This is a genomic window from Streptomyces sp. NPDC028298, from assembly GCF_055565895.1.
On sequence record NZ_JBVHTL010000002.1, the window covers coordinates 1,484,370 to 1,509,097 of the forward strand.

General features: G+C 72.1%; 15 protein-coding genes. 9 read left to right on the forward strand and 6 right to left on the reverse strand.

From position 1 onward, the window contains the following. From ACZ4TO_RS14980 to ACZ4TO_RS14990, 3 genes are all read left to right on the forward strand, one after another. The gene (locus ACZ4TO_RS14980) at nucleotides 1–2,211 is read left to right on the forward strand and encodes a bifunctional glycosyltransferase/CDP-glycerol:glycerophosphate glycerophosphotransferase (RefSeq protein WP_468024334.1); all 2,211 of its coding nucleotides are present in this window, start codon (nucleotides 1–3) and stop codon (nucleotides 2,209–2,211) included. Between the two features lie 149 nt (nucleotides 2,212–2,360). Continuing rightward, nucleotides 2,361–3,620 (forward strand): hypothetical protein, encoded by a 1,260-nt coding sequence (locus ACZ4TO_RS14985; RefSeq protein WP_468024379.1) that lies wholly within the window; start codon nucleotides 2,361–2,363, stop codon nucleotides 3,618–3,620. An 84-nt stretch (nucleotides 3,621–3,704) separates the two neighbouring features. Then, complete coding sequence (locus ACZ4TO_RS14990) at nucleotides 3,705–5,366, forward strand: hypothetical protein (RefSeq protein WP_468024335.1); 1,662 nt, start codon at nucleotides 3,705–3,707, stop codon at nucleotides 5,364–5,366. A 101-nt stretch (nucleotides 5,367–5,467) separates the two neighbouring features. On the opposite strand, the gene ACZ4TO_RS14995 is transcribed toward ACZ4TO_RS14990, so the two are convergent. Continuing rightward, nucleotides 5,468–5,881 carry an organic hydroperoxide resistance protein gene (locus ACZ4TO_RS14995; RefSeq protein ID WP_361681287.1) on the reverse strand — a complete coding sequence of 138 codons (414 nt, stop codon included), beginning with the start codon at nucleotides 5,879–5,881 and terminating at the stop codon, nucleotides 5,468–5,470. A gap of 125 nt (nucleotides 5,882–6,006) precedes the next feature. Here ACZ4TO_RS14995 and ACZ4TO_RS15000 point away from each other — a divergent pair, with 125 nt between their 5' ends. The 4 genes from ACZ4TO_RS15000 to galE all read left to right on the forward strand — a co-directional run bounded on the left by ACZ4TO_RS15000 (nucleotide 6,007) and on the right by galE (nucleotide 12,201). Further along, a complete protein-coding gene (locus ACZ4TO_RS15000; RefSeq protein ID WP_382790354.1) occupies nucleotides 6,007–6,504 on the forward strand; it encodes a MarR family winged helix-turn-helix transcriptional regulator in 498 nt (165 codons plus the stop codon). Nucleotides 6,505–8,182: 1,678 nt separating this feature from the next. After that, entirely contained in the window at nucleotides 8,183–9,451 is a 1,269-nt protein-coding gene (locus ACZ4TO_RS15005) for a glycosyltransferase 87 family protein (protein ID WP_468024336.1), read from the forward strand. A 55-nt stretch (nucleotides 9,452–9,506) separates the two neighbouring features. Beyond that, nucleotides 9,507–11,102 carry a glycosyltransferase gene (locus ACZ4TO_RS15010; protein WP_468024337.1) on the forward strand — a complete coding sequence of 532 codons (1,596 nt, stop codon included), beginning with the start codon at nucleotides 9,507–9,509 and terminating at the stop codon, nucleotides 11,100–11,102. Nucleotides 11,103–11,220: 118 nt separating this feature from the next. After that, a complete protein-coding gene (gene galE / locus ACZ4TO_RS15015; protein ID WP_468024338.1) occupies nucleotides 11,221–12,201 on the forward strand; it encodes a UDP-glucose 4-epimerase GalE in 981 nt (326 codons plus the stop codon). A gap of 55 nt (nucleotides 12,202–12,256) precedes the next feature. Here galE and ACZ4TO_RS15020 read toward each other — a convergent pair whose 3' ends face one another. Further along, complete coding sequence (locus ACZ4TO_RS15020; RefSeq protein WP_382790367.1) at nucleotides 12,257–12,913, reverse strand: TetR/AcrR family transcriptional regulator; 657 nt, start codon at nucleotides 12,911–12,913, stop codon at nucleotides 12,257–12,259. 172 nt (nucleotides 12,914–13,085) lie between these two features. Here ACZ4TO_RS15020 and ACZ4TO_RS15025 point away from each other — a divergent pair, with 172 nt between their 5' ends. After that, the gene (locus ACZ4TO_RS15025) at nucleotides 13,086–14,006 is read left to right on the forward strand and encodes an ABC transporter permease (RefSeq protein WP_382790370.1); all 921 of its coding nucleotides are present in this window, start codon (nucleotides 13,086–13,088) and stop codon (nucleotides 14,004–14,006) included. Between the two features lie 34 nt (nucleotides 14,007–14,040). After that, nucleotides 14,041–14,844, forward strand: a complete 804-nt coding sequence (locus ACZ4TO_RS15030; protein ID WP_468024380.1) for an ABC transporter ATP-binding protein — start codon at nucleotides 14,041–14,043, stop codon at nucleotides 14,842–14,844. 132 nt (nucleotides 14,845–14,976) lie between these two features. Here ACZ4TO_RS15030 and ACZ4TO_RS15035 read toward each other — a convergent pair whose 3' ends face one another. The 4 genes from ACZ4TO_RS15035 to ACZ4TO_RS15050 all read right to left on the reverse strand — a co-directional run bounded on the left by ACZ4TO_RS15035 (nucleotide 14,977) and on the right by ACZ4TO_RS15050 (nucleotide 24,722). Beyond that, nucleotides 14,977–16,125 (reverse strand): glycosyltransferase, encoded by a 1,149-nt coding sequence (locus ACZ4TO_RS15035; protein ID WP_468024339.1) that lies wholly within the window; start codon nucleotides 16,123–16,125, stop codon nucleotides 14,977–14,979. Continuing rightward, entirely contained in the window at nucleotides 16,122–19,046 is a 2,925-nt protein-coding gene (locus tag ACZ4TO_RS15040) for a bifunctional glycosyltransferase/CDP-glycerol:glycerophosphate glycerophosphotransferase (RefSeq protein ID WP_468024340.1), read from the reverse strand. The genes ACZ4TO_RS15035 and ACZ4TO_RS15040 overlap by 4 nt, the downstream gene beginning before the upstream one ends. 37 nt (nucleotides 19,047–19,083) lie before the next feature. Then, nucleotides 19,084–19,584: a GtrA family protein gene (locus ACZ4TO_RS15045; protein WP_382790378.1), complete on the reverse strand. Its 501-nt coding sequence runs from the start codon at nucleotides 19,582–19,584 to the stop codon at nucleotides 19,084–19,086. Between the two features lie 200 nt (nucleotides 19,585–19,784). After that, on the reverse strand, nucleotides 19,785–24,722 hold the full coding sequence (locus tag ACZ4TO_RS15050; protein WP_382790380.1) for an NAD-glutamate dehydrogenase: 4,938 nt from the start codon (nucleotides 24,720–24,722) through the stop codon (nucleotides 19,785–19,787). Nucleotides 24,723–24,728 lie beyond the last annotated feature (6 nt).

Below are 24,728 nucleotides of genomic sequence, written 5' to 3' on the forward strand. Positions count from 1 at the left end.
GTGCCCCGCTTCAGCATCATCGTCCCCGTCTTCAAGGTGCAGGGCTTCCTGCGCGAGTGTCTCGACTCGGTCCTGGAGCAGTCGTACACGGACATCGAGGTCATCGCCGTCGACGACTGTTCCCCGGACGGCTGCGGCGCGATCCTCGACGAGTACGCGGCCCGCGATCCCCGGGTACGGGTGCTGCACCTGCCGGAGAACGTGGGGCTCGGCCGTGCCCGCAACGCCGGGATGCCGCTCGCCGGCGGCGACTACCTCTTGTTCCTCGACAGCGACGACACCCTGACACCGGGCGCGCTGGGTGCCGTCGCCGACCGCCTGGACGAGACCGCCGATCCGGATGTGCTGGTCTTCGACTACGCGCGCACCTATTGGTGGGGCGGCACCCGCAGGAACGTGCTGGCGCGGGTCCTCGCGGAGGCCGGCCCCGGCACCTTCTCCGCGGCCGAACACCCGGAGATCCTGGATCTGCTGATGGTGGTGTGGAACAAGGTCTACCGCCGGGCGTTCGTGGAGCGGGAGGGCTTCGCCTTCCCGCCGGGGTACTACGAGGACACGCCCTGGACCTTCCCGGTGATGCTCAGCGCGGAGCGGATCGCGGCCCTGGACCGGATCTGTCTGGCCTACCGCCAGCGCAGGCAGGGCAACATCCTGTCCACCACCAGCCGCAAGCACTTCGACATCCACGACCAGTACGAGCGGGTCTTCGCGTTCGTCGCCTCCCGGCCGGAGCTCGCGCACTGGCGCCCGTATCTGCACCACAAGATGGGTGAGCACTGCCTCGACATCCTCTCCAAGGAGGACCGGCTGCCCGAGGAGGACAAGGCGGAGTTCTTCCGGCTGACGGCGGCGCTGTTCCGCAAGCACCGGAGCGGTCCCGTGCCGCCCGAACTGCGGTTCCTGGAGGGCGGTTTCACCCGCTACCGGGTACGGCGGCAGGCGGACCGCGCGGGCCGGGAACTGGGCCGGCGCGGACAGCAGGTCCGCCGGGCCGTCGCCGCGCGGGTCAAGCACGGCTGGTCCGCGGCGCACGGACACCGGCCGCTGGACCCGCATCTGGCGGTGTACTCGGCGTTCTCCCACCGGGGCGTGCTCGGCGATCCGGCGGCGGTGTACGCCGCGGCGCGTGAACTCGCCCCGCACGTGAGGGGGGTGTGGGTGGTGCGCGACGAGGAGCAGGCGGCGCTGCTGCCGCCGGACACCGAGCACGTCCTGCTCGACTCCCTGGCCTACCGCCGTATCACCGCGCGGGCCACGTACTTCGTGAACAACGTCAACTGGCCCGGCTCGCTGGTCAAGCGCCCCGGCAGCGTTCACGTCCACACCCATCAGGGCACCCCGCTGAAGTACATGGCCGCGGACCTGCTGCACAAGCCGGGGGCACGGCACGGCGTCGACGTGCCGCAGATGCTGCGCCGCGCCGACCGCTGGGACTTCAGTCTGGTCGCCAACCGGCACTCGGAGCTGGTCTGGGGCCGCGCCTACCCCTGCCACTTCACCTCGCTGCGCAGCGGCAGCCCCCGCAACGACGTCCTGGTGCGGGCCCGGCCCGAGGACGGGCGGGCGGCCCGGGCGCGCCTGGGGATCCCGGCCGGGAACCGGGTGCTGCTGTACGCGCCGACGCGCCGCGAGTACGTCCGCGGCGGGCATGCCGAGCGGCTCGACCTGGCCGCGTTCGCGGACGGCCTCGGCGCGGACCACACCCTGGTCGTACGGCTGCATCCCTCGCTCGCGGACGGTCCGGCGCGCGGGATGGGGCTGGCCGAGCTGCACCGGCGCGGGGTCGTGGTCGACGCCACGGACGAACCGCGGGTCGAGGACGTGATGCTGGCCGCGGACGCCCTGGTGACCGACTACTCGGCCCTCATGTTCGACTACGCCAACCTCGACCGGCCGATCGTGCTCCTCGCCGACGACTGGGGCGCGTACGCGGCGAGCCGGGGCGCCTACTTCGACATCACGGCCGATGCGCCGGGCCATGTCGCCCGTACGCAAAGGGAGTTGGCGGAGCTGTTCGCCACGGGGGCCTGGCGGGACGGGGAGTCGGAGCGGCTGCGGGCCGGATTCCGTTCACGGTTCTGCGAGTTCGACGACGGCCGGGCCGCCGAGCGGGTGGTGCGCACCCTGATGCTCGGCGAGCCGCCGGTACCGCCGCCGGTGACCGCCGCCCTGCCCGCCCAGGCGGGCCACGACGTCCTCGCGTCGTCATGAGCGCCGCCTCGAACCGCCCCGCCGCCGGCCCCGCGAACGGCACGGCGGCCGGTGCGGCCTCCGGCGTCCCGGACGGCTGCGGCGGTGCGCCCGGGTCGGCGCGGTCCCGCCGGCTCCGGGCGCGGGTCCCGCGTTCGGCCCGTGGCCGGGTGATCCTGATCGCCGTCGTCTTCGCGGTCCTCCAGCTCGCCAACGTCACCAACCGGGACACCCCGGACACCAAGAACTATCTGACGTACGCGCTGGACCTGAGCGGCTACAGCAAGCAGGAGGCCGCCGCGCTGACCATCGACTACGTGTGCGCGGGCAAGGCGTCCGTGGCCCGGCGCAACCAGGCCGTCGACGTGGTGCGCTTCCACCGCCCGAGTCCGACCCGGCGGGTCGTCGCCGAGTGCCGGCGCGAGCAGTGGCGGGGGGTGTCCGCGCGGCTGGCGGCCGGGCCGACGACGGGGCACACCGTGCCGTTCATGCCGCCCCGCTTCATGCGGATCTTCGAGGCACGGCCAGGATATCCGGTGCTGCTGGTGCCGTTCGTGACGGTGCTCGGAGTGACCTGGGGCCTGTGGGCCTCGGCCGTGGCCGTGACGGTGGCCGGGGGCGTCCTCGTCTTCCTCCTGCTGCGCACCCTGCGCACCTCCACCGGCGCGGCCCTGACCGGGCAGGCCCTCTACTACGTCCTGCCGTGCGGCACGACGGCGATGCGCCCCATGACCGAGGGCCTGATGATGGCCCTGACCCTCGCGGCCCTGTGGGGCTGCGCGCTGGTCCTGGAGGGCCACCGCGCGCGGGCCGGGATCGGGCTGGTCGGCGGCTGTCTGGCGGTCCTGTTCACGGTGAAGCATTCGCAGGCGCTGTTCCTCGGGCTGTGCCTGGGCGCCGCCTGCGCGGTGCTGATGGCGCGGCGACGGCGGTGGGGCGGGCCGCTGCGGACGCTGGGTGTGGTGGCGGGCTGCGGTGTGCTGGCCACCGTGCTGCTCGCGAAGGTCCTGCACTATCCGTCGCAGTCGGAGAGCGTGCAGGATCTGCTCACGGGGCATTACGCGCGTCCCGACCGCGTCCATCCGTGGCCGGAGTTCCTCCATCTGGAGGCGGCCTTCTGGATCGAGTGGACGCGCCGCCAGTTGTGGGAGCCGCTGTTCCTGGCGGCCGTGGTGGCGGCCGGGTGGGGGGCGCTGCGCAGGCATCGGGCCTTCGCCGTGTTCCTGCTGGCGGCGGCTGGCACCGGGGTGCTCAACCAGGCCGCGCATCCCGACATCAACGTCTGGGGCGACCGGCTGATCGTGCTGCTGTGGCTGCTGCCGGCGGTGGGCCTGCCCCTGCTGCTGGACACGGTCGCCCGCCCCGGCACGCGGCTGTCCGGCGGTCTGGTCCCGGGGCCCCAGAGGAGGGAGTCCGAGGTCGCCCGATGAGGTGATCAAGGGCTAGGCCGCCGATCGCGGCGGGCATATAGGGCAGATGCCGGAAACCGCCGTTCCCCGTTCCCCCGCCGCCCGATGAGCGCCGACGTCGTCACCCGGCGGGAGGCCGTCCGCGGCGCGACCGCGCTGCGCAAGCGGGGCCGCCCGCGCGCGACTCCGTATCAGGTCTGGGGCGGCCTGTTCTGGCTGGTGATGACGCTCGTGTACTGGCGGATCCCGTTGTGCTGCGACGCGGGCCAGCACGCGGCGGTCGTCGAACGGCTGCGGGCGGACCTGCTGCACCCGCGCCATCCGATGGCGGACCTGCCGGGCGCGGGCAGCCCGTACTACTCGCCGTACGCGGTGGCCGAGGGCGCCTTCGCCCGGCTGACCGGACTCGGCGGCTGGGTGGTGGTGCGGCTCGCCGGGCCCGTCAACCTGCTGGTGCTGCTGACCGGCATCGGCCGCTTCACCCGGGTGCTGACACCCCGTCGCGCGGCGCCGGTCCTGTGCCTGTTCGCGATGGTGCTGCTGTGGGGCACGGAGCGGGCCTGGTGGAGCGGCTACCTCGGGCTGATGTCGATGACCGGCAACCTGGGCTACCCCTCGACGTTCGCGATCGGGCTGGCCTTCTGGGCCTGGGCGCTCACCGCCCGGCGCGCGGCGGGCACGGGGGGCCTCGTCCGGTTCGTCGGCCCGGGCGGCCTGGGGAGCTGGTGGGGGTACGCGGGGCTCGGCGTCCTGTACGGACTGATCCTGCTCGTGCATCCGATCACGTCGATCGCGGCGGTGCTGGGCGGGGTGGCGTTCGTGGCGGCCCGGCAGCGCGGCCGGCGTCCTGCGGTGGTGTGCCGGTGGCTGCTCGCGGGCGCGGTGGCGCTCCTCGTCGCGTACGCGTGGCCGTACTTCGACGTGTTCGCGCTGACCGGGGACCGCAGCGTCGACGCCATGCACGAGCAGTTGTACGACCGGATGCCCGGACACTTCTGGCTGGCGCTGACCGGGTTGCCCGCGCTGTGGCTGCGGGGCCTGCGCGCCCGGCGGGGCGAGGGGCACGGGTGGCGCGATCCGCTGGTGCTGATGTTCGCGCTGGAGTGCGCGGTGGTGGCGTACGGCTGGGTGAGCGGGCACTACACGTACGGCAGGATCCTCGGGCTCACGCTGGTGCCGCTGCAGTTCGCGCTCGGGGTGGAGCTGGCCGAGCCGCGGCCGTGGGGGCCGTGGCGGCGGCTGCTGGGCGGAGTCGCGGCCGCGGGCGCGCTGACCGGGTTCCTGACCGTGCAGGCGGGGGCGGTGGTGCCGCGCTCGCTCGACCCGGTCGGCTTCGCCCAGCCGCCGCGCTGGCCGACGTACGACTGGGCGGCCCGGTACATCCGGCCCGGCGAGGCGGTGATCGCGGACGGGTACTACTCGGTCCATCTGCTCGCGGGCTACGGCCCGGATCTCGCGGCGCCCGCCTGGCCCGACCCCGCTCTCGCCGAGAGCGAGCGGCTGCGCCGGCTCACGGCGGTGCGCGCCTATCTCGCCCCGACGTCGACCCGGGCCGAACGCGTGGCGATCGCGAGCCGGTACCACGCCCGCTGGCTGCTGCTGACGCGCTGGCGGCCGGTGCCCGAGGAGGCGACGGTGGTGGCGTGGAGCCGGGAGACCGGGGAGGTGCTGGCCCGGATCGGGCCGGGAGCCGGTTCCCGCACCGGCGCGGCGGCCGGCACGGGTGCCGGCGCCAAGGGCGCTGCGGGTGCCGGGTCGCGTCCGTGACGGCGCGTCAGGCGCGCTTCCACGGACACGACCCGAGGCCGGTGCGGCGGTTCCGTGCCGCTCGATGACGGACCCTCCGGCACCGGCCCGCTCGGTGCCGGCTACTCGATGACGAGCTCGACCGGGATGTTGCCGCGGGTGGCGTTGGAGTAGGGGCAGACCTGGTGGGCCTGCTCGACCAGCTTGCGGCCGGTCTCCTCGTCCACGGTGTCGGGCAGCTCGACGCGGAGCGTGACGGCCAGGCCGAAGCCCTCGCCCTGCTTGCCGATGCCCACCTCGCCGGTCACGGCGGCCTGCGTGACGTCGACCTTCGCGGCGCGGCCGACCAGGCCGAGGGCGCTCGCGAAGCAGGCCGCGTACCCGGCGGCGAAGAGCTGCTCGGGGTTGGTCCCCTTGCCGCTGCCGCCCATCTCCACCGGAATGCCGAGCTCGAGGTCGAGCGTGCCGTCGGAGCTGACGGCACGGCCCTCGCGGCCGTGGGTGGCGGTGGCGACGGCGGTGTAGAGCGCGTCCATGCGGACCATCCCTCTCAGGTCGGAATCGTGGCGGGGGCTGCCGGTCCGGCGACCCCACGACCAGAATTAGAGCACGCAATTCAGTTGTGCACAACTTAATTGCTCGCTAGAGCTATCCTGAGGACATGACCGCAACACCCGCCCCGAGCGCCGGGGCCCCCGTCGCGGGGGACTTCCTCCGCCTCGACGAGCAGATCTGCTTCTCGCTGAACGCCGCCTCGCGCGCCTTCGGCGGTGTCTACCGGGTCCTGCTGAAGGACCTCGGGCTCACCTACCCGCAGTACCTGGTCATGCTGGTGCTGTGGGAGCACGGCGAACTGCCCGTGAAGAGGGTCGGCGAGCATCTGCGGCTCGACTCGGGGACCCTGTCGCCGCTGCTGAAGCGGCTGGAGGCGGCGGGCCTCGTACGGCGGGAGCGCAGCGCGCGCGACGAGCGGTCCGTGCAGGTGGGACTCACCGAAGAGGGGGCGGCGCTGCGGGAGCGGGCGCTGGACGTGCCGCGCCGCATCGCGGCCGCCACCGGGGCGGACCTGGAGGAGATCCGAGAGCTCCGGGCCCGGCTGGACCGGCTGACCGCGGCGCTGGACGAGGCGGCCCTGTCCGAGGCTCCGGGATGCACGTAGGCTGGCGCACGTAGAGGCGCAGCGTCACGCCCCGGCTCGCGATCCGCTCCACGGACTCGAACTGCTCCCCGACCACGGCGAGCTTGAGGCGCTCGGTCGCCTCCGCCGGGGACCAGGCCCGGCGCGTCGCGAAGGGCGCGGCAAAGACCCACACCCGGTCGAGCCGGTCCAGCCTGCGGCGCAGTTCGGCGGGGTCCGCCTCACGGCCGTACAGGGTTCCGGACGCGGGCGCGGGGACGCTCAGCGCGATGTCGCGGATCCCTCGGAAGCCCCTGGGGTAGGCCAGGGCCGCTCGCCGCGCGAGGGACGGCAGGAACAGCACCGGGTCGCCGGGGCGCAGTTCGCGGTGGGCGACGGCGGCGACGGCGGCCAGGTCGTCGGGGCGGCGGTCGGGGACGCGGTCCGCGCGCAGCAGCGGGAGCTGGACGGCGAGGACGAGGGCCACCGCGAGGACGCCGGTGGGGACGGCGTGGGGCAGCAGCCGCGGGAGTCTCGTGGCGAGGTGGTCGGCTCCGGCGGCCGCGAGCAGCGGGGCTCCGGCCAGGGCGTACAGGACGTAGCGCTCGTCGTAGAGCGGCCGCCAGTGGGACACGGTCAGCAGCACGGCCGGGGGCACGGCCGCCAGGGGCAGGGCGACGGCCGTGAGCGAGAGGGTGCCGCGCGGGGTCCGCTCGGGCCGGAACGCGAGGGCGGCGAGGACGAGGTAGGGCACGATGACGAGCCGGGCCGGGCCGGTGAACAGCCCGAGCAGCCGTCTCGCGCTGGCGAGTCCGGTGCGCGGCAGCCAGGCGACCTGCGCGGACTGGCCGTGGGAGACCAGGAGGAGGGGCGCGAGCACCAGGGCCGTGGCCGCGGCGGCGAGGGCCCAGCCCCGCCACACCCGCGCCGGCACCCGGGCGAGCGCCAGTGTCGTGGCGTGGGCGAGGAGCAGGAGCAGGGCCATCTCGTGCAGCAGGCAGGTGACGGCGGCCGTCGCTCCGTAGGCGATCCAGGGGCCGGGCCGGGTGGAGCGGGCGGCCCCGACCAGCAGCAGGGTCGCTCCGGCCGCCCCGGCCGCGACGAGTGCGTAGGAGCGGCCCTCCTGGGCGAAGTGGCCGGTCATGGGTGTGACGGCGTACAGCAGGCCCGCCCACAGACCGACGCGCGGGCGGCCCAGCCGGACGCCGAGCGCGGCCACGAGTCCGGCGGTCGCGGCGGCGCCGCAGACGGAGGGCAGGCGCAGGGCGACCTCGCCGGGGTGCGGGGCGAGGACGGGGTGCATGAGGAGGTAGTACAGGCCGTGCACGGCGTCCACGGAGTGCAGCAGGTGCCAGATCTGGGGCACCGAGCGCTGGGCGACCTGGAACGTGACGGCCTCGTCGCGCCACATGCCGCCGCGGTCGAGCCCCCACAGGCCGATCGCGAGCATGGCCAGGACGGGCGCGAGGACGGCCAGGACGACGGCCGCCCTGTGCCGGCGCCGGGACGGGCGGCACCGGTCCCGGCCACGGGACGACGCGCCACCCCGGGCGGCCGGAGGCCGAAGGGCCGGGGGCCGGGCCGCCGGACGCCTCGCCGTCGGCGGCCTCATCCACGCATACACCATGAGGGCGATTTTTTGCTATTAAACAACGTTTAGCCGGTATTGACGGCGTATCGCACGATACGACCCATCCATGCGGCTTACGATCCCGACTTGATGAGCCCCTCCCGAAAGCACCGCACGCTCGCCCTCGCCGCCGCCTGGCTCGCCACCCGCGCCCTGATGCTGTGGCTCCTCGCCCACGACCGGCTCGCCCCGCTGGGCCGGGGCGGGGTGTCGCGCGAGGTGGGCCATCTCTACTTCCATTGGTACGGCGTGCTGTCCCAGGGCGCGTTCCCGGTCGGCGACCGGCTGTGGCAGTACCCGCCGGGGGCCGGCCCGGTGCTGCTCGCACCGGGGCTGCTGCCGGGACTGACGTACTTCACCGCGTTCGTGGCCTGCACGCTCGCCGCCGACGCGGTGATCGCCGCCGCCCTCACCCGCGCCGGGCTGCGGCCCGGACGCAGTCCGCGCGGCGCCTGGCTGTGGGTGCTGGGCCTGCCCCTGCTGCTGCACATCCCGCTGGCCCGGTACGACGTGCAGGTCACCGCCTTCGCCGTCGTCTCGCTGCTGGCGCTCTCCCGCGGCCCGCGCGTGTGCGGCGCGTTCGCCGCGATGGGCGCCCTGGTGAAGGTCTGGCCCGCGCTGGCGCTGATCGGGACCCCACGGGGCCGCAGCACGCGCGAGGTGTGGACCTCGGCGGTGATCACCGCGGCCGCGCTGCTCGCCGTTCTCGCGGCCCTCTTCAGCGGCCCGTTCGACTTCCTGCGCCAGCAGAGCGGCCGGGGTGTGCAGATCGAGTCCCTCGGCGGCACGGTCCTGGGCCTCGCGCGCCACGCCGGCTGGCCGGGCACCGCCCGCTACCAGTACGGCGCGATGGAGTTCGTCGGTCCCTACACCGGCGCGGTCGCGGCCTGCTCGCTCGCCCTGACCGTCGCCGCGTTCGGGCTCGTGCTGCTGTGGCGCGTCCGCGCACGGCGCTGGACGGAGGCCACCCCGTACGACGCGGCGCTCACGGCCGTCCTGCTGTTCACCGTGACCAGCCGGGTGATCAGCCCCCAGTACATGGTGTGGCTGCTGGGCCTCTGCGCCGTGTGCCTGACCTCGCGGCACACCACGCAGCGCCCGGTCGCCGTGCTGGTCCTGGTGGCGACGGCGGTCAGTTCGGTGGCCTATCCGGGGCTGTACGGCGAGGTGGTGCGCAGCACGTGGACGGGCTGTCTGCTGATGCTCGTACGCAACGGCCTGCTGGCGGCCGCGGCGGGAGTGTCCTTCGTACGGCTGTGGCGGTCGGGGCTTCCCCCGGCCGCCCCGCGCCGCCGTGTGCCGGCGGGGCGGGAGCGCGGTCCTCACCGGGTTCCCACCGGGCTCCGAACGCGACACTGACCGCCTCTTGACGGAGAATTACCCGCAATCCCTACGATTCCGGCCCGTGGATCACATGAACCCTCATCAGGCGAAGGTCAGCGTCGTCGTCATCGGGTACGACGACGCCGCCCATGTGGCGGACGCGGTGCGCTCGGCGCTCGCGCAGGGTCCCGCCGTGGCCGAGGTGATCGCCGTGGACGACCGCTCGACGGACGGCAGCGCCGCCCTCCTCGACGACCTCGCCGCGGGGGAGCCGCGCCTGAGGGTGATCCACCGGCCGGTCAACAGCGGCGGCTGCGGCAGTCCGCGCAACGACGGCATCGACGCGGCCGCCGCCCCGTACGTGATGTTCCTGGACAGCGACGACGTCCTGCCGGCCGGCGCGGTGGACGCGCTGCTCGGCGCCGCCGAGGAACACGACGTCGAGGTCGCCGCCGGGCTCTGCGTACGCCGGGAACTGCCCTCGGGCCGCGAGGTCCCCTGGGAACGAGCCCTCTACGCGCGGCCCGCCCTGATATCCCGACCCGCGCGCCGCCTCCGCCTCGCCCACGACACCCTCTGCGTCAACAAGCTGTACCGCACCGGCTTCCTGCGCGAGCACGGCATCCGCTTCCCCGAAGGCCACTACCCCTACGAGGACTTCGTGTTCACCGCGCGAGTGCTGGCCGCCGCGCCGCGCATCGCGCTGATCCCCGACACGGTCTACGTCTGGCACGTACGGCGCACCGCGGAGCGCCTGTCCATCTCGCTCGACCGCTCCGGCATCGACAACTGGCGGGCCCGCACCGAGGCGAACCGGGCCGCGTACGAGATCCTCCTGGGCGCCGGGGAGAAAGGGCTCGCGCGGGCCGTGCGGGCCAAGTTCCTCGACCACGAACTGCGCATGTACACGCGCGAACTGGAACAGCGCTCCCCCGGCTACCGCGGCGCCTGGTGGGACCACACCCGGGCCTATCTGGCGACGTTCGACGCGGCCGACCTCGGCGTCAATCCCTCGGCCCCCGGCCGTCTCGTCGCCCGTGTGATCCTCGCCTGCCCCGCCCCGCGCGACCTGCCCCGCCTGAGGGAACTCGCCGCCCGTCCGGCCCGGCTGCTCCCGCCCTACCCCCGCGGCAGCGACGGCGTCCCCGTATGGTCCGCGGATCTCCCCGAGGTGACCCTGGAGCACTTCCTGGACCGGCCCGCCCATCTGCTGCCCGCCGCCGTCGACGCGGAACTGCGCCCCCGTGCTCGGGGCACCCGGCTGCGGCTGCGCCTGCACGAGATGTACGGGCGGATGGCCGCGGCCGGTCCCGCCTCGGTGGAACTCGCGTTCGTCCACCGGGAGGAGGGGCGGGTGGGCCTGAGCGGCAGGGCGCACCTGGTGGCCGACCGGTACGGAGACTCCTGGTGCGCGGAGACGCCGGTGAAGCTGTCCGCCCTGGGCGCGGGCGTGTGGGATCTGCGCCTGGTCGTGCGCTTTCACGACGGTACGAGCCGGGAGGTGTCCGCGCACGCGCTCGGCGGCCCGGGGCTGCTGCGCCGCCGCGCGGTCGCCGACCCCCACCACGGTGTTCTCCTCGTACAGCCCTACCGGACGCACGCGGGGGCGCTGGGGCTGCGGACGGCGTCCGGCGTGCGGGGCGTGACCGCGGTGGTGTCCCGCAGGCTCCGCCGCCTGCTTCACTGATACGCGGACGCGGAGACGCGAGGCGCGGACGCGGACACCGTCCCGCGCGCCCGCCCCTCCCCGGCCGCAGACGCACGGTCCGGCACCACGGACTCACTCACGAGGGGAACGGCCGCACATGACCTGGCTGATCACCGGCGGCGCCGGCTACATCGGAGCGCACGTCGTCCGCGCGCTGCGCGAGGCGGGCGAACAGGCCGTGGTCTACGACGACCTGTCCACGGGGATCGCGGAGCGGGTGCCGTCGGACGTTCCGCTGGTGGTCGGCTCGACCCTGGACGGCGACCTGCTGGCCCGGACGCTCACGGAGCACTCGGTCACCGGTGTCGTCCACCTGGCGGCGAAGAAGCAGGTCGGCGAGTCGGTGGACCTGCCCCTGCACTACTACCGGGAGAACGTCGAGGGCCTGCGCGTCCTGCTGGAGGCCGTGACCGCGGCCTCCGTGACGGCGTTCGTCTTCTCGTCCTCGGCCGCGGTGTACGGCATGCCGGACGTGGACCTGGTGACGGAGGAGACACCCTGCGCGCCGATGAGCCCCTACGGTGAGACGAAGCTGGCGGGCGAGTGGCTGGTGCGCGCCACCGGCCGCGCGACGGGTCTGTCGACGGCCTGTCTGCGCTACTTCAACGTGGCGGGCTCGGCGGCTCCGGAGCTGGCCGACGTGGGCGTCTTCAACCTCGTCCCCATGGTCTTCGAGAAGCTGACGGACGACGCGGCGCCGCGCGTCTTCGGCGACGACTACCCGACCCCGGACGGCACCTGCGTGCGCGACTACATCCACGTGGTCGACCTGGCCGAGGCGCACGTGGCCGCGGCCCGCGCCCTGACGGCCTCCCCCGGGACCTCCCTGACCCTCAACATCGGCCGCGGCGAGGGGGTTTCGGTGCGCGAGATGATCGACCGCATCAACGCGCTCACCGGCTACGACCGCCCCCCGGTCACCACCCCGCGCCGCCCCGGCGACCCGGCCCGCGTCGTCGCCTCCGCCGACCGCGCCGCCGACGAACTGGGCTGGAAGGCCCGCCACGACGTCGACGACATGATCACCTCAGCCTGGACAGGCTGGCTCCACCACCACCCGAACGCGAGCCGGATCTGACCCCGCCCGCGCTCCGCACCGAGTTCCCCGGCCGCCCTCTCGAGGGCGGCCTTTCTCAGAGCGCCTTCAGGGCTGCCGCTGTCGCTCGGGCCAGGCTGGCCAGGTAGCCCTTCGGGACCTTCGGGCCGCGGACGACGACCGCGCGCCAGTACAGCGGGCCCGACATCAGGTCCAGGGCGAGTTCGACGTCGACGCCCCCGCGGATCTCGCCCCGCTCGACGGCCGACGCGACGATCCCGCTCGCCACCGACTGCTGGCCCTCCCGCAGCGCCGCCTGCATCGCGTCCGCGATCTCGGGGTTGCGGGCCGCCTCGGCCTGGAGGTCGGGGATGATCTGGCCGGCCACCGGGTGCCGCAGGGCGCGCGAGGTGACCTCGTACAGCAGCCGCAGGTCTCCCTCCAGGGAGCCGGTGTCCGGCGCGGGCAGTCCCTGGACCGCGATCGCCGAGACCAGGTCGAGCACGAGATGGAGCTTGGAGCGCCAGCGCCGGTACACCGCGGTCTTGCCCACGCCCGCGCGGCGGGCGATGCCCTCGATGGACATCCGGGCGTAGCCGACGGAGGCGAGCTCCTCGAAGACGGCGGCGCGGATCGCCTCGGTCACGTCCTCGCGGAGGACGGCCGCACCGGCGGGAGCCCGGCGGCGCCTGGGCTTTCCGTCGGCAGGCGCGGGCGTGGCGGCACTCGCGGCTGTGTCGGCGTTCGTCGTCATACGGACCAGCATAGGGCGTTACGACGAAACGGTTGCGTTCCGACGTCGACTGGGCCTACTCTCGCGTTACGACGATACGGTCCCGTCCCGACGCAAGAAAACGGCAAGAAACACCGTCGGAAACATCCGGGACCGACCGCGCGCCCCCACCCCCCGAGCGAAAGCAACGGATGTGAGCCAGGTCCTCAACACACCGCCCCCGACAGCGTCACCGGTCTCCCCCACCGACGACGCCGCGGCCATCGCCGCCCGGTACGGCCTCACCGTCAGCGGCGCGCGCCCGAGCCTGCCCGCGTACGTCCGCCAGCTCTGGGCGCGACGCCACTTCATCACCGCGTTCGCCACCGCCAAGCTCACCTCGCAGTACAGCCAGGCCAAGCTGGGCCAGGTGTGGCAGGTGATGACCCCGCTGCTGAACGCGGCGGTCTACTACTTCATCTTCGGCGTGCTGCTCGGCACCAAGCACGGTGTGCCGGACTACATCCCGTTCCTGGTCACCGGCGTCTTCATCTGGACCTTCACGCAGAGCTCGATCATGGCGGGCACCCGGGCGATCTCCGGCAGCCTCGGCCTGGTCCGCGCCCTGCACTTCCCGCGTGCCGCGCTCCCGGTGTCGTACGCGATCCAGCAGCTCCAGCAGCTCCTGTTCTCGATGGCCGCGCTGGTCGTCATCCTGCTCTGCTTCGGCGTTCCGGTCTCGGCCTCGTGGCTGCTGGCGGTCCCCGTGCTGGTGCTCCAGTTCACGTTCAACGCGGGCGTCGCGATGATCATGGCCCGGATGGGCGCCAAGACCCCCGACATCGCGCAGCTCATGCCGTTCGTCCTGCGCACCTGGATGTACGTCTCGGGCGTCATGTGGAGCATCGACAAGGTGCTCAGCCACAACAGCCTCCCCCACTGGGCGACGGTCGCGCTGGAGAGCAACCCGGCGGCCGTCTACATCGACCTGATGCGCTTCTCGCTGATCGACAGCTTCCACGCGCACCAGCTCCCGCACCACGTCTGGGCACTGGCGGTGGGCTGGGCACTGGTGGCGGGCGTCGGCGGCTTCATCTACTTCTGGAAGGCTGAGGAGACGTACGGCCGTGGCTGACATCATCACGCAGGACACCGAGCCGCAGGACGCCGTGAGCACGGCGGCGGCCGCCCCCGCGGCCGACGCGGAGCGCATCCCGACCGTCATCGCCGACCGCGTCGACATCGTGTACCGCGTCAACGGCACCGGTGCCGGACGGGGCAGCGCCACCGCCGCGCTCAACCGCATCCTGCGCCGCAAGCAGTCCGAGAAGGCGTCGGGCGTCCGCAAGGTCCACGCGGTCAAGTGCGTGTCCTTCACCGCCTACCGCGGCGAGGCCATCGGCCTGATCGGCACCAACGGCTCCGGCAAGTCCACGCTGCTCAAGGCGGTCGCGGGCCTGCTCCCGGTGGAGAACGGCAGGATCTACACCGACGGCCAGCCCTCGCTGCTCGGTGTGAACGCGGCCCTCATGAACGACCTCACCGGCGAGCGGAACGTCTACCTCGGCGGCCTCGCCATGGGCATGTCCCGCGAGCAGGTCAAGGAGCGCTACCAGGAGATCGTCGACTTCTCCGGCATCAACGAGAAGGGCGACTTCATCACCCTGCCGATGCGGACGTACTCCTCCGGCATGTCGGCCCGGCTGCGCTTCTCCATCGCGGCGGCCAAGGACCACGACGTCCTGATGATCGACGAGGCCCTCGCGACCGGCGACCGCTCCTTCCAGAAGCGCTCCGAGGCCCGTATCCGCGAGCTGCGCAAGACCGCGGGCACGGTGTTCCTGGTCAGCCACAACAACAAGTCCATCCGCGACACCTGCGACCGCGTGCTGTGGCTGGAGCGCGGCGAGCTGCGCATGGACGGACCGACCGCGGACGTCCTCAAGGAGTACGAGAAGTTCACGGGCAAGTAGGCACGTGCGGTACACCGGGGCGGGGCCGTCGACGGCTCCGCCCCGGGCTCGTCCCGGCTCGTTCCCGCTCGCCGCGGCTGGTCGCGGCTCGTTCCCGCTCGTCGCGGCTCGCTCCGGCCCGTGCCCGTCCGTTCAGCGCTCCAGGAACGTGAACAGCTCCTCCCAGCGGCGGACGACCTCCTGCGTCGTGAAGCGCTGCACGTTCGCGCGCGCCGCGTCGCCCATGGAGTCCCGCAGCGCCTTGTCGGACATCAGCGTGTCCAGCCGGCGGGCCAGCTCACCGGTGTTGCCGAGGGTGGCCAGCAGTCCGTCCTCGCCGTCCCGGACGATCTCGTGGACGCCGGGCGCGCAGTCGAAGGCGGCGCACGGCAGCCCGGCGGCCATCGCCTCCATGAGGGCGAGCGGGAAGCCCTCGCCGCGCGAGGAGAGCACGAAGACCGAGCCGCCGCGCAGCGCGCCCGGCACGTCACTCGTCCGGCCCATCCAGTCGACCGACTCGTCGAGCCCGAGCGCGGTGCACTGCTTCCTCAGGATCTCCTCGTCCTCGCCCGAACCGTAGATCCGCAGCCGCCAGTCGGGGTGGAGCGGGGCCGTCTCGGCCCAGGCGTCGAGGAGCATGTCGATGCCCTTCTGGTCGGTCAGCCGCCCCACGCTGACGACGGCGTTCCCGGTGCGCGGCGAGGGCACCTCGGGCATGAACGGAAGGGGGTTCGGCATGAAGGACGCGTTGTTCATACCCTGCCCGATCCACAGGTCGGCGTCCTCACGGGTGAGCGCGAGCATCCGGTCCACGTCCTTGTAGTGCTTGAGGACCCGGCGGAACCGCGAGGTCGTCCGCGAGTACTCGTACGACTCGTGGCTCATCCCGATGACGGTCATGCCGCCGGTGTCGGCGAGCTCCACCCATTCCATGGCCCACACCTGGGTGACGATCACGACGGCACCCGGGCGCGCGGCCCGGAACAGCGCGGTCAGCTCGGCGGCCTTCTCGCGCATACCCGCCGCCCGCTCGGCGCGCAGCCTCCGCTCCGCGAGGTCGAGCCGCCCCCTCAGGCCGCGCGCCGGTCCGATCCGGGGCGGGTGGACGTCGTACAACGTCGTGGTGGGGTACGGGAGTTCGCCCAGCTCCTGCGGGACGGCGGGCTCGGTGACGCCCACGACGTGCACGCGGTGACCGCGTTCGGTGAAGAGCCGGGCCATCTGGTGCGACCAGCTCGTCACCCCGCCCAGTTCGTCGACGCTGTTGGAGACGAAGAAGATGTCCCGCCGCGGGTCGGTCATCCGTGCCTCCAGTGCGTGAAGAACTGGTCGACGACGCTGCGGGCCGCCGTCCCCTTGTCGTACTCGCCGAAGTCGGCGAGGAACTGCTCGCGCCGCGGCGCGTACTTGACGCGCTGTTCCTCCAGCGAACCGAGGACGGCGTGCAGTTCGTCCTCGGTCCGCACCACCGGCCCCGGCGCCCGCTCCAGCAGGTCGAAGTAGGTTCCGCGGTCCTCGTGCACGTACGCGTCGTAGTCGTAGGCGAAGAAGAACATCGGACGGTCGAGGAGCGCGTAGTCGAACATCACCGACGAGTAGTCGGTGATCAGCCCGTCGGCGAGGGCGAGCAGCGGGGTCATGTCGTGGTGGGCCGTGACGTCGACGACCCGGCCGCGCACGGACGGCGGGAGCACGACGTGGTTCAGGTAGTGGGAGCGGATCAGCAGGACGTAGCGGTCGCCGAAAGTGTCGGCGAAGCGCTCGACGTCGAAGGGCAGCTCGAACCGCTTCTTCCCGTTGCCGCGGCTGCGGAACGTGGGCGCGTACAGGAGGATCTGCCGGTCGTCGGGGATGCCCAGCTCCGCCGCCAGCGGGCCGCGCTCGCGCCCGGCGCCGGCCGCCTCCCGCTGCCTGGCCCGCACGAGCGCGTCGTTGCGCGGGTATCCGACCCGCAGCAGGGTCCGCTCCTTCAGCCGGAACGCCCGCGCGAGGGTGCGCACGTCGTGCTCGGAGCGGATGAGGAAGCGGTCGAAGCGGTCCAGCACCTTCTGCTGTTCGGCCTGCGCCTCACGGGACTTCAGTTTCCATTCGGCCTCGTCGAAGCCCATCCGCTTGAGCGCGGAGCCGTGCCACGTCTGGAGGTACGTCGTGCCGGGCCGTTTGGTCAGTTTCAGCGGGTAGCTCTGGTTGTCGACCCAGAACTCGGCCTGCGCGAGCGCCCGGAGGTAGGGCAGCGACCAGCGGCGTACGAGGGTGGCGTCGTCCGGGAATCCGGCCGGGCTGTCGGTGTACGACCAGACGGGCTCGAACTCCAGCCCCTGGCGGCGCATCTCCTCGTAGATCGCCCGGGGGCTGTCGCTGTACTGCCGGCCCAGATGGCTCTCGAAGACGACGAGCCCCTTACGGACGGGCAGCCGGCTGAACACCTCGTGGTAGATACGGATCTTGGTCTCGCCGGAGGTGAGGTCCTTGCGCAGGGAACGGGCCTTGCGGTAGCCGCTCTTGGCGAGGGTGACGGCCCGGCCGTGCACGCCGCGCTGCACGACGAGGTTCGCCTTCTTGTCGGGGACCAGCCGGAAGGACAGGTGTCCGCGTGAGGACACGACCGGCTCCATGCGGTCCGCGACCAGCCGGGTGAGCCGCGGTCGGACGGGCAACCGCCCGGCGGCCAGGCCGGGTTCGGCCGCGGTGAGCCGTGTGGTGGTGCGCACACCGTCGACGTCGAGGTGGAGCCGTACGTCCCACACGGCGTCCACGATGCCCAGCGGCCGTACGGCCAGGAGGTTCGCCGCCCCCTCCCAGGCGACGGTCTCACCCGCGTGCCACACGTGGGCCACCGGGAAGCGGAAGGTCTGGAAGCGCACTCCGCGGCGCCGGGCGTAGAACTCCAGCTCGCTGGTGAGCCGGGCGCCGGGCGGGATCACCCCGAGCGGGTTGGTGACGCGCCCGGCGAGCCGGACCGTGCCGCCGGTGCTCTCGTACGAGGTCAGCGTGTTGCGCAGGAACATCCGGTCGACCGGCTTGATGTGGTGGCCGAGGTCGGTGACGTCCAGGACATGCCGGCCGAAGGGGTCGTCGAGGTGCTCGGCGCACCAGTACACGCGGCCGTCGCGCTCGACGAGCGGCGAGGAGATCTTGTCGCGGTTGGTGAGCGTGTCCACGGCGGGCAGCAGGTTGTCCCAGTCGCTCACCTGGAGGAGATAGGCGCAGATGGCCTGGATGGGTTCGGTCTCGTCGAAGGCGGCGCGGTCGATCGACTCCAGGTACCGCCGGGCGATCGCCGCGAACTCCTCGCGGAAGGCCGCGTCGCGGAAGGGCAGTTCCCGCAGGTGCAGGACGAGGTCGTGCTTGAGGAACTTGACGTCCTTGGCGAACTTCAGCTCCAGGAGGCCCTTTTCCGCGAGGAGTTGGTCGACCCTGCGGTGGATCTCCATGCGGTGCGTGAAGTTGGCGATCTCGTCACGCCGGTTGCTGATGGACTTCGCGGCCGCCTTGTCCGCGACCCTCCAGTCGTAGACCCGGTTGGGGATGAGGGTGATGCGGCGGGCGGTGGCGTAGGCCTGGGCGGAGAACAGCAGGTCCTCGTAGTGGATGCCGACCGGGAAGCGCAGGCCCTCGTCGAGCAGGAACCGTCTGCGGTAGCACTTGTTGGTCGACAGGGTGTCGAAGACCAGCAGGTCGGGCAGTTCGGAGATCGACTCCAGGGTGCGGGTGCGCTGGTACAGCCAGGGGTACCACTTGACCTCCTTGCGCGTGCGCGCGTCGACGTGCACGCGTACGCACAGGCCGGAGACCAGGTCGGCGCCGGTGGACTCCGCGGCCTCCAGCATGTTGCGGCAGGCGTTGCGTTCCAGGACGTCGTCGCTGTCGAGGAAGACGACGTAGGTGCCGCGGGCCTCGGTGATGCCGCGGTTGCGGGGGGCGCCGCAGCCGCCGCTGTTCTCAGGCAGCCGGCAGGCGCGGACCCGGTCGGGGTGCGCCGCGGCCAGCCCGCGCGCCACCTCGTACGAGCCGTCGGTGCTCCGGTCGTCGACGACGATCACCTCGACGTCGCGCAGCGTCTGGTCCAGGACGGAACGCACGGCCGTGGGCAGCCGGGCGGCGTCGTTGTAGACGATGACGACCACGGAGACGGCAGGTCTCCTGGGCGCGGACCCGGTGGACGCGCGGTGCTCGGCGGACGTGCGGCGCTCGGCGGACGCGCGAGGCTGATCCTCATTCATCCTATTAATCGTAGTGAGTGCGGACCGTTTTGGGGCGCTATCGCCCGTTCTTCGCGTGTTGGAACACCCACGTCCGGTACACCACGAAGCGGAACGCCGAGGCCAGGACGATCGACAGCGCCTTGGCGATGTTCGAGCCGAGCGGGCCGCTCATGCCGAGCCCCTGATAGCCGGCATAGAACAGGACGCTCTCCATGGCGACGCCGAGCCCGCTGAACGCGAAGAAGAGGACGATCTGGCGCCGGGTGCGCGAGGCCCGGTCCCGGTAGGCGAAGTAGCGGAAGCCGAGGTAGTTCGTCCCCATGGCGACACAGCTCGCGACCACCGTGGCGGCCATCGGGGCCCACCTGAGGCCGTGCAGCGCAAGATTGAAGAAGAGGATGTTGACGGCGACCCCGCTGCCGCCGACGACGGCGAACCGGGCGACCTCCAGGGCGAGCCGGCGGGCCCTCGGGACACTCGGGACGGAGCGGGGGCGGACGACGGGGGCGGGCAGGGTCGCGAGGGGAGCCCGGCCCTCGGAGAGATGCACTGTCACGGGTCCGGATCCTCCACAGGTCTGTCCGTCGGTCGAGGCCACCTTAAGCTAAATGTCCTATTTACCAGGTATAGGTAAATCGCGAGCCGGAGTTTCTTCGGAGAATCACCGGAAACGGGCAAGAACCCCGCCTCCCGCGCACACGGAACGGGGGCGCCCCGAGCCATGACCGGCTCGGGGCGCCCCCGTTCACGTACCGCTCAGGAATGCGAGCGCAGCAGCGTCCGCATCGTCCGCATCGCCACCGACAGGTTGGCGAGGTCGAACGAGTCCGAGCCCTGGATCTCCTCCAGGGTCGTGCGGGCCCGGCCGAGGATCGCCGTGTTCTTCTCCTGCCAGGCCTCGAAGCGCTGCTCGGGAGTGGAGGTACCGTCGCCCGCCGCCAGGACGTCGGCGGTCAGGGCCGCGTGGGCCGCGTACAGGTCCTCGCGGATCGACGCGCGGGCCATGGACTGCCAGCGGTCGGCGCGCGGCAGCTCGATGATGCGGTCCATCAGCTGCGTGATGCCGAGACGGTCGGCGAGGTCGTAGTAGACCTCGGCGACGGCCATCGGGTCCTGGCCCGTGCGGTCGGCCACCGAGACGATGTCCAGCGCCGGGAAGGCGGAGGAGAACCCGGCCACGCGGGTGGCGAGTTCGTCCGGCACACCGGCGTCCGACAGCTCGTCGTAGATCTGCTGGTACCACTCCAGATCCGCGCCGCGGACCAGCTTGGGCAGCTCCGACCAGACCTGCTCCACACGGTCGCTGAAGAAGCTGATCGTCTCGGCGAGCTGGAGCGGCTGCGGCCGGTTGTTGAGCAGCCAGCGCGTGCCGCGCTCCACGAGGCGGCGCGAGTGCAGCCGGATCCGGGTCTGCACGTCGGCGGCGACGGAGTTGTCGAGCGCCTCCACCGCGTCCCACACCGCGCTGGAGTTGAAGATCGCGCGGGCCGCGGTCTGGGCCCGGACGATCTCCTCCAGCGAGGCGCCCGTCTCCTCGCGCAGACGGTGCAGGAAGCTCGTACCGCCCGTGTTGACCGTGTCGTTGACCAGGACGGTCGTCACGATCTCCCGGCTCAGCGCGTGCCCCTCGATCTGCTCGCGGAACTGGTCGCGCAGCGCCGTCGGGAAGTACGCGAGCAGCAGGCTCTGCAGATACGGGTCGTCGGGCAGCGAGGTGGCGAGCAGCTCGACGGAGACCGTGATCTTCGTGTACGCGAGCAGGACCGCCGTCTCGGGACCGGTCAGGCCCTGGCCGGCGTTGAGCCGCTCGCGGATCTGGCGCTCGGTGGGCAGGAACTCCAGGGCCCGGTCGAGGTGCCCCTCGCGGACCAGGTGGCGCAGGAAGCGCTGCTGGGCGTGGAGCATGCTCGGGGACTGGGCCAGCGCGTTGGAGATCGCCACGTTCTGCGCGTAGTTGTTGCGCAGCACCAGGGCGCCGACCTCGTCGGTCATCTCGGCGAGCAGCTTGTTGCGCTGCTTGACGGTCAGATCGCCGTTGGCCACCACCGCGTTGAGCAGGATCTTGATGTTCACCTCGTGGTCGGAGGTGTCCACACCGGCGCTGTTGTCGATGGCGTCGGTGTTGATCCTGCCGCCGTGCTGGGCGAACTCGATCCGGCCGAGCTGGGTCAGACCCAGGTTGCCGCCCTCGCCGACGACCTTGACGCGCAGGTCGGCGCCGTCGACACGGATCGCGTCGTTGGCCTTGTCGCCGACCTCGGCGTGCGACTCGGCGGACGACTTCACGTACGTGCCGATGCCGCCGTTCCACAGCAGGTCGACGGGCGCCTGGAGGATCGCCCGCATCAGGTCGGCCGGCGTCATCTTCACGACGTTCGACTCGATGCCGAGGACCTCGCGGATGTGCGCGTTGACCGGGATGGCCTTGGCGCTGCGCGGGAAGACGCCGCCACCGGCCGAGATCAGCTCGGTGTCGTAGTCCGCCCACGAGGAGCGCGGCAGCTCGAACAGACGGCGGCGCTCGGCGTACGAGGTGGCCGCGTCCGGGGTCGGGTCGATGAAGATGTGCCGGTGGTCGAACGCGGCGACCAGGCGGATGTGCTCGGAGAGCAGCATGCCGTTGCCGAACACGTCGCCGGACATGTCGCCGACGCCGACCACGGTGAAGTCCTGCGTCTGGGTGTTGACGCCGAGCTCCCGGAAGTGCCGCTTCACGGACTCCCAGGCACCGCGGGCGGTGATGCCCATCTTCTTGTGGTCGTATCCGGCCGAGCCGCCGGAGGCGAACGCGTCGCCGAGCCAGAAGTCGTACGACTGGGCGACCTCGTTGGCGATGTCCGAGAACGTCGCCGTGCCCTTGTCGGCGGCGACCACGAGGTAGGTGTCGTCCTCGTCGTGCCGGACGACGTCGGCGGGCGGGACGATCTCGCCGGCCACCATGTTGTCGGTGATGTCGAGCAGCGCGGAGATGAAGGTCCGGTAGCTGCGGATGCCCTCGGCCAGCCACGCGTCGCGGTCCACGGACGGGTCGGGGAGCTGCTTGGCGACGAAGCCGCCCTTGGCGCCGACCGGCACGATGACGGTGTTCTTGACCATCTGCGCCTTGACCAGGCCGAGGATCTCCGTACGGAAGTCCTCACGCCGGTCGGACCAGCGCAGACCGCCGCGCGCGACCTTGCCGAAGCGCAGGTGCACGCCCTCGACGCGGGGCGAGTACACCCAGATCTCGAACGCCGGGCGCGGCGCCGGGAGGTCGGGGATGGCCGTCGGGTCGAACTTCATCGAGACGTACTCGTGCGGCTTGCCGTCGGCAGCCTGCTGGAAGAAGTTCGTGCGCAGGGTGGCCTTGATCAGGTGGAGGAAGGACCGCAGGATCCGGTCCTCGTCCAGCGAGGCGACCTGGTCGAGGGCCGCGTCCAGCTCCTCGAGCAGCGCGTCGGTGAGTTCGACCCCGGCGCGCTGGCGCTCCGGCGACATCCGCGCCTCGAACAGCGAGACGAGCAGCCGGGTGGTGTGGACGTTGTTGCGGAGGGTGTCCTCCATGTAGTCCTGGCTGAACGTGGAGCCGGCCTGGCGCAGGTACTTCGCGTAGGCGCGCAGCACCATCGACTGCCGCCAGTTCAGCCCGGCGCTCAGCACGAGGGCGTTGAAGCCGTCGTTCTCGGCCTGGCCGGTCCAGGTGGCGGCGAACGCCTCCTGGAACCGCTCGCGGCCGTCGTCGCCGAGGTAGTCGCCGTTGCCGTTCAGGGACTTGGGCAGGCGCAGCCCGAAGTCGTAGATCCACGCGGTCGTACGGTCCGAGCAGCGCAGTTCGTAGGGCCGCTCGTCGGTGACCTCGACGCCCATGCGGTTCAGGGCGGGCAGGACCGCGGAGAGCGAGACCTGCTCGCCGGTGCGGTAGATCTTGAAGCGGCGCTCGCCGGGCGCCGCGCCCACCGGCTCGTACAGGCTGAGCGCGAAGTCCTTGCGGGGCTCATCGCCGAGCGCCTGGAGGTGGACCAGGTCCGCGACGGCGGAACGCGGGGAGTGGTCGGCCTTGTAGCCCTCGGGGAAGGCGTTGCCGTACCGGCGCAGCAGTTCCGCGGCGCGCTCCTCGCCGCACTCGGCGGTCAGCGCCTCCGCGAAGCCGTCCGCCCAGGAACGGGCGGCCTCGACGAGGCGGGCCTCGATGCGCTCCTTGTCGGAGTCGGAGAGCTGCGGCAGCTCGGTGCCGGGCTCGACCCGGACCACGAAGTGCAGCCGGGACAGGATCGACTCGGTGTTCCAGGCCGTGAAGTCGACGCTGGTGCCGTTGAGCTCTTCCTTGAGGATGTCGATGATCCGCAGGCGCACACCGGTGGTGTAGCGGTCGCGCGGGAGGTAGACGAGGGCCGAGTAGTAGCGGCCGTACTCGTCCTGGCGCAGGTAGAGCCGCAGCCGGCGGCGCTCCTGGAGGTACAGGACGGAGGTGACGATCGCGCGGAGCTCGTCGGCGGGCGTCTGGAACAGCTCGTCGCGCGGGTACGTCTCCAGGATCTGGAGCAGATCGCGTCCGTCGTGGCTGTTGGGCGAGAACCCGGCACCGCGCAGGACCTCGTCGACCTTGCGGCGGACGACGGGCACCCGGCGCACGGACTCGGTGTACGCGGCGGAGGAGAACAGGCCCAGGAAGCGGCGCTCCCCGATGACCTCACCGTTCTCGTCGAACTTCTTGACGCCGACGTAGTCCAGGTACGAGGGCCGGTGCACGGTGGCGCGGCTGTTCGCCTTGGTCAGGACCAGCAGCTTGTGCTCGCGGGCCTTGGCCCGGGCGTCGGCGGGCAGCCGCTCGAAGGACGGGCTGACCGGGTGGCTGTCCTCGCCGTGCTGCGGGTCGGAGCGCAGGATGCCGAGCCCGGTGCCGGGGACGGCGGCCAGCGAGTCGTCGTCGCGGAGCTGGTACTCGCGGTAGCCGAGGAAGGTGAAGTGGTCGCCGGCGAGCCAGCGCAGCAGCTCACGGGCCTCCTCGACCTCCTGGTCGCGCAGATCGTCGGCGGTGGGCTCGGTGGGGAGCTCCTCGGCCATCCGCAGCGCCGCGTCGCGCATCTTCTCCCAGTCCTCGACGGCCTCACGGACGTCGGACAGGACGCGCAGCAGGTCGGCGGTGATCTGCTTCAGGTCGGCGCGGTCGGTCTCCCGGTCGATCTCGACGTGGATCCAGGACTCGACGTGCGCGTCGTGCGGCAGGTCCTCGGCGGAGGGCCGCGCGGGCAGCACCTCGATGAGCTTGCCGGTGAGGTCGCGCCGGACGACGAACTGCGGGTGGATGACGACGTGGATGCCGCGTCCCTGGCGGGACAGCTCGTTGGTCACCGAGTCCACGAGGAAGGGCATGTCGTCCGTGACCACCTCGACGACGGAGTGGCTGGAGGTCCAGCCGTTCTCCTCGACGGTGGGTGTGTGCACGCGCACGTTGGCCGTGCCCTGAGGGCGTGTCTCGGCCAGTCTGTAGTGGGAGAAGGCCGTTCCGAAGACATCGACCGGGTCGCGGTCGGTGAGGTCCTCCGGGGCCGTGTGCAGGTAGTAGCGCTGGAGGAACGCGAGCACGGTGTCCCGGTCGGGGGTGCCCTCGCCCGTCGTCCCAGTCGGTAGGTGCCCCCCGACCGGGCTGTTCTCAGCTACCCGGGCAGCCCTCTCGAGCAGCTCGGCCTTGGCTTCGTCCAGCTTGGTCTGCATTGTCCT